Raw genomic sequence first — 16,158 nt, 5'->3', positions numbered from 1 at the left:
ATGTGTGCAATATTTAGAGATAATGCTGAGACACCAGTTGAACATGATAGAGCTATAGAAGATAGAAGAAGACATCGACAATTAGTTGAGAAATCTATAAAAGAGAATTTAGGGGATATTCTATCTGAAGAAAGTATTATAGGGGAAAGTAAAAATAAGAAATTTAAAATACCTATTAGAGGGATAAAGGAATATCAGTTTATATATGGAAAAAACAACAAAGGTATAGCAACAGGAAACGGAGAGGAGAAAAGGGGACAAAAAGTAGGACAGGATGATGGCTCAGGTAAAGGGAAAAGCGGAAGTGGAAAAGCAGGGAATGGTGAAGGGGAGGATGTATACGAAACAGAAATCACTTTAGAAGAACTCCTTGACTATATAATAGAGGATTTAGATTTGCCAAATCTTGATAGAAAGAAATATTCAGAAATAATTACAGAAAGTGCTGGAAGAAAAAGAGGATATCAAAGATATGGTATAAATCCTAGATTAGCTAAAAAAAAGACAGTTGTTTCTAAAATTGCTAGGCAGCAAGGGAAAAAAAGAGCACTAAGAGAATTAGGCGAGAATGGAGAAATGGAAAGATTTCCATTTAGGGAAGAGGATTTAAGATATTATAGAGTTAAGAAAAAACCTAAAAAAGAGAGTAATGCAGTATTGATATTCATAATGGATGTATCAGGGTCTATGGATGTAGCTAAAAAATACTTAGCTAGAAGTTTCTTCTTTGTTCTTTCAAGATTTATAAGAAGAAAATATAATAATATTGCATTTGAATTTATCTCTCATACCACATCTGCTAAAAGAGTTAATGAATATGAATTTTTCCATAAAGCAGAATCAGGAGGAACTTATATTTCCTCTGGACTTAACCTAGCGCTTCAGTTAATAAATGAAAAGTATCCACCAGATATGTGGAATATATATCCCTTTTATGCATCTGATGGTGATAACTGGAGTGAAGATAATGAGAGGGCTATAAAAGCAGTTAATGAATTAAGTGATATATCTAATATGGTTGGATATGCTGAATTATTACCATCCACCTATTCTACAACTATGTATTATAGATTTGAAAAGGAGATAAATAGAAAAAACTTTTTATCTGTATTAGTAAAAGAGAAAAAGGATTTATGGCAGGCTTTAAAGCTTATGTTAAAGAAGGAGCTTAAGGAGGAATCTTATGGATTATAACTTAAGAGATTTAGAAAAATGGAATGAAATTATTGAAAAGAAAGCAAGTGAATTAGGATTAGATTATTATCCACAAGAATTTGATGTAATAGGTCATAATGATATGATTGGGTATGAGGCATATGTTGGAATGCCATCTAGATACCCACATTGGAGTTTTGGAAAGTCCTATGAAAAGACAAAAACTTTATATTCATTAAACTTAACAGGTCTTGCATATGAGATGGTTATTAATTCTAATCCTTGCTTAGGATATCTTATGAGAGAAAATACTTTGCTCCTTCAAATTCTGACTATGGCTCATGTATATGGTCATAATGACTTTTTTAAGAATAACAGATTGTTTAAAGATGGAACTAAGGCCAATTATACAATAGAAATGTTTAAAATAGATGCTGAAACCATAAGAGGGTTTATTAGTCATCCATCAATAGGATATGAAAAAGTTGAAAGAATAATAGATGCGGCTCATGCTATTAGATTTCAGATTTCTAGAGTCATAGGCGAGAAAACAGTTAGTAGGCAAGAAGCTCAAAAAGCCTTAATAGATGACTATAATAAAAAAGTTGAGAATAAAGGTATATTGGATTTAGATGTAAAAATAGATGTACCTAATATAAGTAAAATTCCATTAGAACCTGAAGATGACCTAATGGGATTTTTGATACAATATGGTGATCTACAAGAATGGGAAAGAACTATATTGAAAATAATCAAGAGAGAAACAGAGTATTTTATGCCACAGATAGAAACTAAGACAATGAATGAAGGATGGGCAAGTTTTTGGCATTACAATATACTAAAAGAACTAGATTTACCTCAAGGACTACACTTAGAATTTTTAAAAAGGCATAATGATGTTGTTGCACCTATGGTAGGTGGATTAAATCCATATTATATTGGATTTAAAATGTTTCAAGCAATAGATGAAGCTTATGGTAGAGACAAGATATTTGAAGTAAGAGCATTGGAAAGAGATGCATCCTTTATAAGAAGATATTTAACTGAAGATTTATGTAGAGAATTAAATCTGTTTGAATATGGGAAAAAAGGTTTTGATTATGTTATTGAGAATGTTCCAGATGAAATAGGTTGGAAGAGCATTAGAGATCTCTTAGCACATCATACTGGCGTAGGGTCAATTCCATATATAAGAGTTTTAGATTACAATACTAAAGATGGAACATTGACCATAGAACATGTTTTTGATGGAAGAGAACTTGAAATAAGTTATGCAAAAGAAACATTAAAATATATTCAAGAACTTTGGGGAAGAAAAGTTATCTTAAATACTAAAAGTAAAGATGATAATACTATAGTTATTACTTGTGATGAGGATAAAAAAATATCTATAAGATAAGGAAAAGACCATCTAGAATTTTCTAGATGGTCTTATTTAGATAGAAGTAACAATGAATAAACAAATGAATACTTTATTATATGAAGAAATAAAAAATACATATGATTAGGAAGTAAGGATTAAGGAGTGAGACAGAAGATGTATATAAATTACTTAAAGAAAAAAAACTTATATAATATTATGATATTTACATTTCCAATCATTACATTGTTTTTGAATTTAAATAATTATATTTTAAATATAATTATATTTTCTTTAGCCATAATACCATTAGCTATAAGGCTTGGAAATATTACATCAGACCTTTCAGGTACTATTGGAGAGAAAAAAGGAGGATTAATTGCAGCAACCATAGGGAATATGCCGGAAATAATGATGGGAGTATGGTCTATAAAAGTTGGACTTATATCTATGGCAAAGGCAGCGCTTATAGGATCTATAATTAATAACATGCTTTTGGTTTTAGGTATCTCGGTTATATTAGGCGGTGTTAAATATAAAGAGCAAAATTTTAATAAAAATATTGCAAAAACTAACTTTAATATGCTCCTTTTAGCAATGGCTTCTTTCACAATTATATTTTCAATTAGTAATTATACCAGTTTAAGTGAAACTACATTAAATGCAATAGGTTTTAAAATTTCAATAATATTAATAGGCATATATCTTTTAGGATTAATATTTTCGCTATATACACATAAAAATTTATTTATATTAGGAGATGTAGATGAGGAAATAGAGGAAATCAGATGGCAGGATTCTTATAAAAATTTAGCATATATAATAATCATTTCAGTTTTGTTGTATTTCATTTCAGAAAAGTTGATAACTAACATAAGTTTGTTTACAGAAGAAAAAAATATTTCGCCTGAGTTTATAGGAATAATGCTTTTACCTATACTAGGGAACATAGGAGAGAATATTTCAGCGATAATGTGTGCCATAAAAAATAAAGTAAATGCTTCATTAGAAATAGCTATAGGATCCTCGATACAAATAGCATTGTTTGCAACACCAGTATTAATTACTTTTGGATATTTTTTAGGTATAAATATGAATATGATTTTTTCATCAATACAGATGGTAATGTTATTTATAGCGGTAATAATGAGCTATATAGTTTTTGTGGATGGAAAAACATATTGGTTTGAAGGATGTATACTAGTAGCTATATATGTCATTGTTACTATTTGCTATTTTTATGTTGCATGAAACAGATAGCTTAGTAATATAATTGAATGAAAGCAGTTGTAAGGGTGATGGTATGGGATATAATAAAATTATGAGCTCATATTATTCAGAGCTAACTAATTTAGTTTTTTTATTAGAAAAATATGTTAATTCATATAGATTACTTATAGGTGGAGCAGGTGAATTAAATGGAATTGCTCTAGCAAAAAAGAAAGAAGTAAAAGATGCGTTAAAGAGAGTAGATAAAGTTGGAGATTTAATAGATGATTTAATAGATATTTTAGAATGTTGTCAAAATACTTATTTAAACTATGTTAGATTAAAAAGTGACGTATTAATAGTAAAAACTGAAAAGGACTTAATATTAACTGAAATAGATAATGAATTATTATTCCAAAATAATACAAGGGGAATTATACCTGGAGAAAATATAAGAAGAAAAGGACCAGGAAGAATAGATATTGATGTAAATGTTGAGAACAATGACAGTTTTCCACTAGGATTCCTTGAAAATATTGGAGACAATACTTAAACATATAAAAAAAATGTGTTTTTCAAAGAAAAACACATTTTTTATAACTTATTAAAGTTTTTTTAATTTAAAAGTACTAATCATTAGATAAGAAAGTGCTATCATAAAGATTATAGGTATAATCTGAGTTGTAGGTGAATTAACAGTAATTAAATCAAATAATGCAATTACTGATCCAGCTATAGTTATAGGAATTCCTGTAAACACTCCATCAAAAGTAGATAGATTATATCTTGCTAATCTAAAAGCACCACAAACCGGGAATACAATAACTAACATGTATCCAATTAAGCCAACAGGACCTAAATTTTGAAAATCATACATTACAAAAGTTAAAAATGCGGGTGCAACACCAAATGAAACTAAATCAGCTAAAGAATCTAATTCTTTACCTAATTCAGATGATACTTGAAGAAAACGAGCAATTCTTCCATCATATCTATCTACTAAGCCTGCAATGATAATAAATATAGCGGCAAAAGAATAATTATTATTATATGTAGCTAATAATGATAGTACACCAAAACCAAGATTAGCAAATGTGAATATATTAGGTATACTGCTTTTTCTCATATGATCACTCCTAAAAATTTTAAATATCAATACCATGGATATTATACTCTATAAAGTTAGAAAAATTAAGAGGTAAATCACTATAAAAGATAAATTTAAGGCAAATATAAGGTTATTTACATAATTTGAAAGTGAATATATTAACACTTTGTAATACAATATAAATAAATGGATAAAATAAAAAGAATTATAAATTTAAAACATACAAAATATCTAATATTTGGATTTTAGAACCAGTATACTCGACAACATTTGGTAATAGTGTTATAATTCTTTTGATTCTATTGGAAATATAAGAGGAGGGAACTTCATGAAAAAGGTAAAATTTATTTATAATCCCTTTTCAGGAGAAAATATTATTCTTTCAGAATTAGACAAAGTAATTTCAATTCATCAAGAATTTGGATATCAAGTTTTGCCATTTAGAATAGAAAAAGGAGTAACTATAGAAGAAGCTTTAGATGAAATAGATGATTCCTATTACTATATATTGGTAGCAGGTGGAGACGGAACTGTCGATTCTCTAGTTAATGCAATGAAAAATAGAAATATAAATATTCCTATTGGAGTATTACCAGTAGGAACTGCAAATGACTTTGCAAAATTTTTAGGAATGCCTCATGATGTAAGCACTTGTGTAAGGCAAATATTGTCATCTGAACCTAAAGGTGTAGATATTGGTCAAATAAATGATAAGTATTTTGTCAATGTAGCAAGTACTGGATTATTTACAGATGTTTCTCAGAAAACGGATGTAAATCTAAAAAATACTATAGGTAAGTTAGCTTACTATTTAAAGGGGCTAGAGCAATTGCCTAATTTCAGAAAACTTAAAGTGAGTTTGAAATCAAAAGAAGCTGAGTATGATGGGCATATGTATTTACTATTGGTATTTAATGGACAAACTGCTGGTAATTTCAAGCTTGCTACTAGGGCAGATGTTATGGATGGATTTTTAGATGTTATCATGTTTAAAGCCACACCTATAAAAGAGTTAATACCACTTTTTATAAACGTGTTAAAAGGAGAACATTTAGATAACAACAATGTACTTTATTTTAAGACAAATGATTTAATGGTTTATTCTGACGAAGATATTGTTACTGATATAGATGGTGAAAAAGGTCCTGATTTTCCTTTAAGGATAAGATGTATTAATGAAGGAATAAAAGTTTTAGGCATAAAATAGAAATTAATTTAATAATTATAAGTAGCATTAATAAGTGTTAGGGGTGTTTATGAGAAGAGAGTTCTTACACTATTTTATATTGTTACTTATAATTTTTTCATTTTGTGGCATATTAACGTCTTTAAAGAAGTATTGTCCTAAAAAACTCAAGAATTATGTTTTAATAGCTAGTGTTTTAGGTATGGTTTCATTTGGAGTCCAATTTTATATGTCTTTGGCTGTATCTCAAGGGTATATAAATTATTTAAAACCATTAGTTTTTGTAAGTAATTTGGTGGATATATTTTTAATTCTGATAAGTCTTTATATTTTTCTAAGAAAAGAAGGATTAGAGTTTAAGTGGGCATATCTTTATATGTTTTTAATGAGCATAAGTTTTGTTATAGCCATGGTATTTATAAAATCTATTGTAAAAGTAGATAAAATATATGGATATAAGATAATATTAGCTAATGATTTCTTATATAGGATAGTTTTTATAGCAATATTAGTTATGTTATCAGTAGTTATGATAATTTATATGGGGTATAGATATACATTAAAGGTGCCGTTTATTTTATTACTATTTTCTACTCTAATAATGATTGTAGAAAATGTTGCATATATGGCAGAAATAAGTATATTTCCTTATCCATTAATATCAGAACTGATGATAGTTATTTTATTTCTTTATGCAATGTATAGAAGTCGAAAAATTAATTAGAAAAAAACAGTATGATTTAAGTATATAAAATAAGATCATACTGTTTTTTAGTTATCTTTTTATAGATTTCTTTTTTATAGGGTTTTTAGGTGGAACTGGTGGAATTAGATACTTTGGACCATTTCCTATTAAATCTTCTCTTCCAGCTTTTATTAAAGCATTTTTTACTAATTTATAATTTTTAGGAACCCTATATTGAATAAGAGCTCTTTGCATATCTTTTTCTTCTTGAGTTTTAGGTGTATAAACTTTCTCACCAGTTAATGGATTTACCCCTGTATAGTATATTGTTGTAGAAAGTGAGCCAGGAGTTGGGTAGAAATCTTGAATTTGTTCAGGGTTATATCCCATTTCTTTTACATAAAGAGCTAATTCTATAGCTGCATTTAAGTCAGAACCAGGATGAGAGCTCATTAAATAAGGAACTAAAAATTGCTTTTTACCAATAGCTTTATTTATACTAAAATATTTATTAACGAACTTGTCATAAACATCTCTGCCTGGTTTTCCCATTTGAGTTAATACTCTTGGAGATACGTGTTCAGGAGCAACTTTTAGCTGACCACTTATATGATGTTCACACAATTCTTTAAAAAACTCACCATTTTTGTCTTCTATTAAATAATCATATCTTATTCCTGAACGAATAAATACCATTTTCATTCCAGGTAAATTTTTAACTTTTCTTAGGACTCCTAAGTATTCTTTATGATCAACAATTAAATTCTTACATGGTTTTGGGAACATACATTGTTTGTTTTTACATGTTCCATGTTCTTCTTGAAGTTTACAGGACTTATGTCTAAAATTAGCAGTAGGTCCTCCAATATCATGGATATATCCTTTGAAGTCATCTAAAGTAGTAAGAAGTTTCGCTTCATCTACAATAGAGTCTCCACTTCTGTTTTGAATGATTCTTCCTTGGTGGAAAGTTAAGGCGCAAAAGGAGCAAGAACCATAACATCCTCTATGAGAAGTTATAGAGAACTTAACCTCAGTTATAGCAGGAATACCGCCTAAAGAGTCATACATTGGATGTGGTATTCTTGTAAAAGGAAGATTATATGTTAAATCCATCTCTTCTTGAGTTAAAGGAAGCTGAGGAGGATTTTGAACTAAATATCTATCCCCGTGAGGTTGAACTATAGTTTTCCCTCTAATTGGATCTTGTTCTAGAGATTCAAGTTTGTAACTTTCCCCATAAGCAGACTTATTACTAGCACAGTCTTCAAAAGAAGGTGTTTCAACATAATTTCTTAAGTTAGAAATATCCTTAGTTAAATAGCAGGTTCCTTTAACATCATTTACTTTAGAGATATCCATTCCATAGCTAAGTAGATCTGCTATTTGAATTATAGTTTTTTCTCCCATTCCGTATATAAGAAGATTAGCCTTAGAATCTAACAATATGCTTCTTCTAACCTTATTGTCCCAATAGTCATAATGAGCAAATCTTCTAAGTGAAGCCTCAATACCACCTATTACAATTGGTATATCCTTAAAAGCCTCTCTAATTCTATTACAATAAACAATTACAGCTCTATCAGGTCTATATCCAGATTTACCACCAGGGGAATAAAAATCATCACTTCTTTTTCTTTTGGCAGCAGTATAATGATTAACCATAGAATCTATATTACCTGAATTAACTAAGAAACCATATTTAGGTCTACCTAATTTTTTAAAATCATCAGCATTATTCCATTTAGGTTGAGGGATTATACCTACAGAGTAACCTTGGGATTCGAGGGTTCTTCCGATAATAGCAGTACCAAAAGAAGGGTGATCAACATAGGCATCTCCAGTAACTATAATAAAATCTAATTGTTTTATATTATTTTTCTTTAAATCTTCCGTAGAAACAGGTAAAAATTTCTTATGTAAATTCATTAATTAAACTACCTTTCGTTTTAAGTTTTATAATTAATATATAATAACACAAGAAGTTAAAGATTATCAACTTTAAAGCAATGAAATGAAAAGTTTTTAGTTGCTTTTTTAGAAGAAAAGAATATAATAAAGTAGGGAATTAAATATTATATTTTTGTGAGGCTCCTACATAGACACACGCTACTGCCCAGAAACATCGAGAGATGCCAACGGGTCAGGAGGTATTATCGAAAGAAGGTATTACCTAATGTAGCTAGAGAATTAACTCTTAAGCTTTGTAGTGCTAAAACTCAGAATTAAAGTTAATATCTTTAATTGAATTTTAGAGCCTTTTAGGCTCTTTTTATTTTTCAAATTTTAAGGTGGTGAAAGAAAAGATGGAGGCTGGACCTCAAGGTGATACGTATAATAATTTGATGATTTTACAAAAGCTTGAAGGGATGGTTCTCTTAAATTTTCTTTAACTGAATCCATTCCTTCAAAAAGGAAAAACTAAATAAGGAGGAATGGATATGATAAAACTAAACGTATTTCTTTATAGTTCCATAATAGATAGAAAGGTTTATGATGAATTTGGAGATGTTTTAGGTGTACTAAAAGATGTTTATGTAACTGCTGAAGAGGGATATCCAAGAGCAATTGGGTATAGGGTAAAAAGAGGCAGTGTTATGTATGAATATGAATTCAGAACAATAGAATTTTATCTAAATGACTCTAACAAGGTTTTAATAAAAACTAAAGGAAGTAAGGAAATACTTCCTAGAAGTTATAGCTTTTTATTATCACAAAACTTGCTAGATAAAAGCATAGTGGATGTTAATGGTAAAAAGGTAGTTAGGGTTAATGACTTAAGAATTGCAGAGATAGCTGGAGAGTATAGAGTAATAGCTGTTGAAACTGGTTCTTCAGCCTTATATAGAAGAAAAGGATTAGAATCAGTAGCAAGGATTATTACAAAGTTTATGAAGAAAGAAATGGAAGATCAAGTCATCATGTGGGATGATGTTGAGTCTCTAGAATTAATTAAGGATTCTTTACAAATTTCTGTACCATATAAAAAACTGTCTACTCTACATCCAGCAGATTTAGCAGATATCTTAGAGACATTGGACTCTAAGAATAGAAGAAAGATATTTGAAACGTTAGATGAGGATTTAGTAGCGGATACATTGGAAGAAATGGAACCAGAATATAAAGGTACAGCAATTAAAGAACTCTCAGAGTTAAAACAAGCTGAGATTTTAGAGAATCTACCTAACGATGAAATAGCAGATATTTTAGACGAGTTAGATGATGAATCTAGAGAAAAAATCCTATTCAACCTAGAAAAAGAAGATGCAGATGAGGTTAAAGAGTTACTATCTTATGAAGATGAAACAGCAGGTAGTATAATGAATAAGGACTTTATTGCATTAAATATAGATATATCTGTAAAAGAGACTATTGAAATATTTAAAGAAACAGAACCGGATGAAGAGGTTATGTATTCAGTTTACATTATAGATAGCGAAGAAAGGCTTTTGGGGAGTGTTTCTTTAAAAGATTTAGTTATGAATGATTCTGATGTTAAATTAAAAGATATAATGAATGATAAAATTCAAACTGCAAATTATAAGGAATCTTTATCTGAACTTGTGGATAAGGTAACTAAATACGATCTTTTATCTATTCCAGTTTTGGACGAAGAAAATAGGTTGTTAGGAGTCGTATTAACTCACGATGTTGTAGATGAAATATTACTTCCAGCATGGAGAAAAAAATCAAAGAAAAATGTTTAATATATTAAAAGACTATGAAATTAATAACTTCATAGTCTTTTAAGTTTTATAAATATTAGAATAGTTTTTATAAAAACATATTGACTTTTAATTTTAATAGAATATAATTATATTATACAAACCATATCAGATTAGTGGGAATTTTAGCGATGATAAAGTAGAGTATCATAAACAGTTAGTTTAAGAGAGAAGACGGTGGTGGAAAGTCTTTACTAAAGTTTTTGAGAAGTGCACTTTTGAGCTGATACCTGAAATTTATAGTAGGGTTATCCGGGAGTCAGCCGTTATAATGACAAAACACGAGAGTGTTTAAAAGCTGAGGCATTATTGTCTAATTAGAGTGGAACCGCGGGATATCTCGTCTCTTTATTTTATAATTGAGATTGAGATTTTTTTTATTAGTAGTAAAATAAAAAGATATAAATATATATTAATATGGAGGGAAAATTATGATTTATAACAGTGCATTAGAATTAGTAGGAAATACACCTATACTAAAAGTAAATAGTTTAGTTGATGAAAATTCAGCAGAGGTTTATGTTAAATTAGAGAAATTTAACTTAGGGGGAAGTGTTAAGGACAGAGCTGCTTTAGGAATGATTGAAAAAGCAGAAGAACTAGGATTAATAAAAGCTGGTGATACTTTGGTTGAACCAACCTCTGGTAATACAGGAATAGCCTTAGCTCTAATAGGAAAATTAAAAGGATATAAAGTAGTTATTACTATGCCAGAAACAATGAGCAAAGAAAGAAGAGATCTTTTAAAAGCTTATGGTGCTGATTTAATATTAACAGAAGGCGCTAAAGGTATGAAAGGTGCTATAGCAAAAGCTACTGAATTAGTTGAAGAGTTTGGCTATTTTATGCCACAACAATTCTTAAATTTAGCAAACCCAGAAAAACACTATGCAACAACAGCTGAAGAAATATTGAAAGATCTACCTGAAATAAATGCATTTGTTTCAGGAGTAGGAACTGGTGGAACAATTACTGGAGTAGGTAAAAATATTAAAAGTAAAAAATCTGACGTTCAAATAATAGCAGTTGAACCAGCGAAATCTCCAGTTTTAGCAGGTGGAAATCCAGGACCACACAAAATCCAAGGAATTGGAGCCGGATTTATTCCAGATATATATGATAGCTCAGTTGTGGATGAAATAATTTCAGTAACAGAAGAAGACTCATTTAAAACTGCAAAAGAATTTGCTGAAAAAGAAGGCGTGTTAATTGGAATTTCTGCTGGTGGAGCCTTATATGTAGCTTTACAAGTTGCTAAAAAACTTGGCAAAGGTAAAAAAGTATTAACAGTTGCTCCAGATGGAGGAGAAAAATATATTTCTATGGGTCTTTACGAATAAAAAATAGATTAAATTAAATATGTAGAAGCAAGAGAATGCTATTGATTATTGGCATTCTCTTTTTTTATATTAAAGTATTAAGTATATAATGTTATAATAAAATGTAAGAGTTTGAAGTTTTTAAGTTGAAATAGTAAGGAGAATAGAAAATGATATCGACCAGATTTGCAAAAATATTAAGAATTCTTCCAGAAGGGTTATTTATAGCTTTAGCAAAAAGAATTGCTTATGGATATATAAAAAAGTACGCTAATATACACATAATGGGACAGGAGAATATTGATAAAGTTAGTGGTTCAAAAATCTTTGTTTGCAATCATCTAAGTAATTCAGATGGACTAATTTTAAGTAAAATACTTAAAGATAGATATGATCCGTATTTTATTGCTGGGGTAAAACTGTCAAATGATCCAGTAACAAGTTTAGGGACTAAAATAGTAAAAACTATAAACATAAAGCCCAATTCTGCAGATAAGGAAGCTTTAACTAATATAATCAAAGTTGTAAAGGAAGGGGATAATATCTTTATATTTCCAGAAGGAACTAGAAGCAGAACTGGATCAATGATAGAGGCGAAAAAGGGTATAATTTTAATAGCAAAACTAACTAAAGCGCCAATAGTTCCTATTGGAATTTGGGGAAGTGAAAAACTTTTGCCTATTAATAAAGATGGGGATATGGCTAAAGAAAAATGGAATCATGCTGATGTGAATATAAAAATTGGAGAAACTATAACTATTCCAGAGAAAGAGAAAAATGAAGATAAACACCAATATGAAAATAGAATACTAAACTCTATAATGACAAGCATAGCTAAGCAGCTACCTAAAGAATATAGAGGATTTTATTCATAAAAAAGAGGCGATATAATGAAAAAGAAAACAAGAGAAATATTAGAGAAATTAAAAGAAGAATATCCAGATGCTTCATGCGAATTAAATCATAAGTCACCATTCCAACTTTTAGTAGCAACTATACTATCAGCTCAAACTACCGATAAAAAAGTGAATGAAGTAACAGAGAGTATGTTTGAAGAATATCCGGACTTAGATAGCTTTCTTAATTTAACGCAAGAAGAAATAGAAGAAAGAATAAAAAAGATAGGTTTGTATAGAAATAAAGCTAAAAATATATACATAATGTGTAGGCAGTTAAAAGAAAGTTTTAATGGGGAAGTACCTAAAACTATGGAGCAAATAGTTTCTTTAGCTGGTGCAGGGAGAAAGACTGCAAATGTAGTTTTGTCTAATGCTTTTGGTGTTCCAGCTATAGCTGTAGATACACATGTGTTTAGGGTATCAAATAGAATAGGTCTAGCTAAAGCAAAAGATGTTCAAGAAACTGAAAATCAGTTAATGAAGGAGTTACCTAAAAAAGAATGGAGTTTAGCCCACCATCTTTTGATTTTCCATGGAAGACGTTGTTGTTATGCTAGAAAACCTAATTGTTCTGAGTGTGTTATTAATGATAAGTGTAATTATTATAAAGATAATAAAAAGGTTGTGTTATAGGCACAACCTTTTTATATTTACTCAGTGAATTTTCAATAAAATTACAATTATTTGTCAGAATATACATAATTGTGATTATTTATGAAGAAAAACGATTAAAAAGACTTTATTTTGTAATAAAATAAAAGATTAATGCATACAAAAAATATAGGAAATAATGTAATAAAATACTATAATATAGACTATAAGGAAAAAAGCCTAAATATTTAAAGTCAAGTTTGTATATAGGAAGGAACTGAGTATGATTACATTATTAAAAAGATTATTCCAATCGTATAGAGTGAGAAAAATATATAAAAATGTTTACAATATAAATGAATTTAATGATTCAATAGTTATTGAATTGGATAATAATTTTCATATAACATATACCAATGATAAAGGTATTAATGTACTAGATAATACTTGTAAAGGGCATATTAGGGATGTATTTAAAAAGAGCGATTTTGAGTTTTTGAATTTTGAGATAATAAAAAAAATTAAAAGTGATTTAGAGCATTATCATATATGGAAAGGGACGGTTTTAATTAAAAAAAAACATGAAGAGAATTCAAGGGGCTATAGTGGGGTAATATATAAAATAGAGAGAGAAAATAAATATGTGGCTGTTTTTAAAGAGGATGTTATAACAATAAGTGATAGTTTTCATAAGGAACATCAGGATTGTTTTATAAATGAAGCTAGATATTCTAAAATATTTAATTTATGTACGGATTTAATATATATGGTTAAAGTTGAAGGACTAGAGATTGTAGATGCAAACTTAGCAACTTGTAGGTTTTTAGAGGCTGAAAAGAAAGATGTACTAGGTAATACCCTAAGTGACGTGTTTGATAAAGAATTTATGATTAATGAGAACTTAATGGAAGGTATAAAGAAAAATAGATCTCCTCAAAGACAAGCTATATGTACAATAAAAGATGGAGAAAAAGTGTACTTTGAAATTAACTACTCTCCAATTTGTGAAGATGATGGGAATATCTCCGGAATTTTATGTTTAGCTAGAGATATAACGGAAAGAAATAAGATAGTAAAATTAGAAATGGAGAAAGAAAAAAGCAAGAGATTGTTAGATGAAATAAAACAATATGATAAAATTAAGACTGAATTTTTTGCCAATATATCTCATGAGCTAAGAACCCCAATTAATGTGATTTTTTCTGCAATTCAGGTCATGGACATATATAAAAATAACCTTGATTATTCCAAAACTCAATTTATTAAGTATAGTAAAATGATGAAACAAAATTGCTATAGATTACTAAGAGTAGTAAATAATTTAATAGATATTACAAAAATTGATTCTGGTTACTTCAATGTTAATATAGGAAATTATGAAATAATAAGAATATTAGAAGATATTACATTAGCAGTTGTAGAACATGCTTCATATAAGGGAATAAGTATAACATTTGATACGTTCACGGAAGAAAAAATGATTGCTTGTGATCCAGATAAAATAGAGAGGATAATGTTGAATCTTTTATCCAATGCCATTAAGTTCACAGATTTTGGTGGGAATATATATATTAATATTAATATTAAAGAAAAAAAGGATGGATATATTTATATACATGTAAGAGACAACGGTAGAGGGATACCTAAGGAAAAAGTTGATGTTATTTTTGAGAGATTTCTTCAAGTAGACAAATCACTAGCAAGAGACCATGAGGGGACTGGTATAGGGCTATATTTAGTTAAGCTTTTGGTCGAGTTACAAGGTGGAAAAATAGATGTTAAATCTGAACTGAATAAAGGAAGCGAGTTTATAGTTAGATTACCAGATAGAAGAGTTAAAGATGTAAAAGAAAATTTTCATAAAAAAAATATTGAAGAAAAGTATGAAAAAATAAATATGGAGTTTTCGGACATATATGATATAAATTGATTTTAATAAACTTCAAATTGCATAATTAAAGTGATATAATAAACAAAGATTTCAGTTATTATGCGGAGGGAAAATTATATGAAAGTTGGAGTTATAATGGGGGGAGTATCTTCAGAAAGAGATATTTCTTTAAAAAGTGGTAATTCGGTAGTTGAAAATTTAGATAGAAGTAAGTATGAAGTTGTTCCAATTGTCTTAGACAGTAAGGAAGATGTTATAGATAAGGTTAAAGGAATTGATTTTGCGTTACTCGCACTTCATGGAAAATTTGGTGAAGATGGAACAATACAAGGTGTTCTTGAGACCCTTGGAATCCCTTATTCAGGATGTGGACTTTTAAGCTCATCAGTTTGTATGGATAAGGATATGACTAAGAAGGTACTTAAAGCATGTGATATAAGAACTGCAAGATGGTACACTGTAATGTCAATTGATGAGATAGATTATAAGTTAATAGAAGAGTACACTTATCCTGTAGTTGTAAAACCTAATAGTGGAGGATCATCTGTAGCAACTTTTGTAGTTAATTCAAAAGATGAGATTGAAAATTGTGTAAGTGAAGCTCTTAAATGGGACAAAGAGGTAATGATAGAAGAGTACATTAATGGAGATGAAATAACTTGTCCAGTTATTGATGGAAAACTTCTACCAATAATAGCTATTAAACCTAAGTCAGCATTTTTTGATTATACATCTAAGTACACAGATGGTGGAGCAGATGAATTTGTAATAGAGCTAGAGAAAGAACTGCATAAAGAAGTAGAAAAAATGGCTCTTGCAACCTATAAAGCTCTAAAATGCGCTGTTTACTCTAGAGTAGATATGATAATAAAAAATGGTATACCATACATTTTAGAGGTAAATACATTACCTGGAATGACTAAAAATTCATTAATTCCCAAAAGTGCAGCAGGGGTTAATATAAACTTCAGCGAGTTACTAGATATCATAATAGAAAAGTCTATTAAATTAAGAGGATAAGTTAAATTCT

14 protein-coding genes, 1 riboswitch and 1 other annotated feature are annotated in these 16,158 nt (G+C 29.1%); of the genes, 12 read left to right on the top strand and 2 right to left on the bottom strand.

Annotated elements, in window-relative coordinates; all coding sequences use genetic code 11:
- The 4 genes from yhbH (at nt 1) to B3N22_RS09945 (ending at nt 4,277) form a co-directional block, all read left to right on the top strand.
- Entirely contained in the window at nt 1-1,194 is a 1,194-nt protein-coding gene (yhbH, locus tag B3N22_RS09960; protein ID WP_286906731.1) for a sporulation protein YhbH, read from the top strand.
- On the top strand, nt 1,184-2,554 hold the full coding sequence (locus tag B3N22_RS09955) for a SpoVR family protein (RefSeq protein ID WP_073020800.1): 1,371 nt from the start codon (nt 1,184-1,186) through the stop codon (nt 2,552-2,554). Before yhbH ends, B3N22_RS09955 begins: the two co-directional genes overlap by 11 nt.
- Nucleotides 2,555-2,692: 138 nt before the next feature.
- A complete protein-coding gene (cax, locus tag B3N22_RS09950; RefSeq protein ID WP_073020801.1) occupies nt 2,693-3,766 on the top strand; it encodes a calcium/proton exchanger in 1,074 nt (357 codons plus the stop codon).
- Between the two features lie 52 nt (nt 3,767-3,818).
- Nucleotides 3,819-4,277, top strand: a complete 459-nt coding sequence (locus tag B3N22_RS09945; RefSeq protein WP_073020802.1) for a hypothetical protein — start codon at nt 3,819-3,821, stop codon at nt 4,275-4,277.
- 51 nt (nt 4,278-4,328) lie between these two features.
- Here B3N22_RS09945 and pssA read toward each other — a convergent pair whose 3' ends face one another.
- On the bottom strand, nt 4,329-4,850 hold the full coding sequence (gene pssA / locus B3N22_RS09940; protein ID WP_073020803.1) for a CDP-diacylglycerol--serine O-phosphatidyltransferase: 522 nt from the start codon (nt 4,848-4,850) through the stop codon (nt 4,329-4,331).
- Nucleotides 4,851-5,160: 310 nt separating this feature from the next.
- On the opposite strand from pssA, the gene B3N22_RS09935 reads away from it, so the two are divergent.
- Together B3N22_RS09935 and B3N22_RS09930 are read left to right on the top strand one after the other, a co-directional pair.
- The gene (locus B3N22_RS09935; protein WP_286906727.1) at nt 5,161-6,039 is read left to right on the top strand and encodes a YegS/Rv2252/BmrU family lipid kinase; all 879 of its coding nucleotides are present in this window, start codon (nt 5,161-5,163) and stop codon (nt 6,037-6,039) included.
- A gap of 49 nt (nt 6,040-6,088) precedes the next feature.
- Nucleotides 6,089-6,742 carry a hypothetical protein gene (locus tag B3N22_RS09930; protein WP_286906725.1) on the top strand — a complete coding sequence of 218 codons (654 nt, stop codon included), beginning with the start codon at nt 6,089-6,091 and terminating at the stop codon, nt 6,740-6,742.
- Nucleotides 6,743-6,793: 51 nt separating this feature from the next.
- Here B3N22_RS09930 and B3N22_RS09925 read toward each other — a convergent pair whose 3' ends face one another.
- Nucleotides 6,794-8,632, bottom strand: a complete 1,839-nt coding sequence (locus tag B3N22_RS09925) for a YgiQ family radical SAM protein (protein ID WP_286906723.1) — start codon at nt 8,630-8,632, stop codon at nt 6,794-6,796.
- A gap of 141 nt (nt 8,633-8,773) precedes the next feature.
- Nucleotides 8,774-8,939, top strand: a riboswitch (M-box (ykoK) riboswitch).
- A gap of 205 nt (nt 8,940-9,144) precedes the next feature.
- Between B3N22_RS09925 and B3N22_RS09920 the strand changes: the two genes are divergently transcribed.
- The 6 genes from B3N22_RS09920 (at nt 9,145) to B3N22_RS09895 (ending at nt 16,148) form a co-directional block, all read left to right on the top strand.
- A complete protein-coding gene (locus B3N22_RS09920) occupies nt 9,145-10,410 on the top strand; it encodes a magnesium transporter (protein WP_073020807.1) in 1,266 nt (421 codons plus the stop codon).
- 140 nt (nt 10,411-10,550) lie between these two features.
- Nucleotides 10,551-10,779, top strand: a binding site (T-box leader).
- Between the two features lie 80 nt (nt 10,780-10,859).
- Nucleotides 10,860-11,768, top strand: a complete 909-nt coding sequence (gene cysK, locus B3N22_RS09915; RefSeq protein WP_073020808.1) for a cysteine synthase A — start codon at nt 10,860-10,862, stop codon at nt 11,766-11,768.
- A 149-nt stretch (nt 11,769-11,917) separates the two neighbouring features.
- Entirely contained in the window at nt 11,918-12,622 is a 705-nt protein-coding gene (locus tag B3N22_RS09910; protein WP_073020810.1) for a lysophospholipid acyltransferase family protein, read from the top strand.
- 15 nt (nt 12,623-12,637) lie between these two features.
- Complete coding sequence (gene nth, locus B3N22_RS09905) at nt 12,638-13,279, top strand: endonuclease III (protein ID WP_238905585.1); 642 nt, start codon at nt 12,638-12,640, stop codon at nt 13,277-13,279.
- Nucleotides 13,280-13,520: 241 nt separating this feature from the next.
- Nucleotides 13,521-15,167 carry a sensor histidine kinase gene (locus B3N22_RS09900; protein WP_286906718.1) on the top strand — a complete coding sequence of 549 codons (1,647 nt, stop codon included), beginning with the start codon at nt 13,521-13,523 and terminating at the stop codon, nt 15,165-15,167.
- Nucleotides 15,168-15,245: 78 nt separating this feature from the next.
- Nucleotides 15,246-16,148 (top strand): D-alanine--D-alanine ligase, encoded by a 903-nt coding sequence (locus B3N22_RS09895; protein WP_073020816.1) that lies wholly within the window; start codon nt 15,246-15,248, stop codon nt 16,146-16,148.
- The last annotated feature ends 10 nt before the right edge of the window (nt 16,149-16,158 follow it).

It is taken from the genome of Clostridium sp. UBA1652 (genome assembly GCF_002320975.1).
GTDB classification, from domain to species: Bacteria; Bacillota; Clostridia; order Clostridiales; family Clostridiaceae; genus Clostridium_T; species Clostridium_T intestinale.
This window is presented reverse-complemented; position numbering and strand designations above follow the sequence as displayed.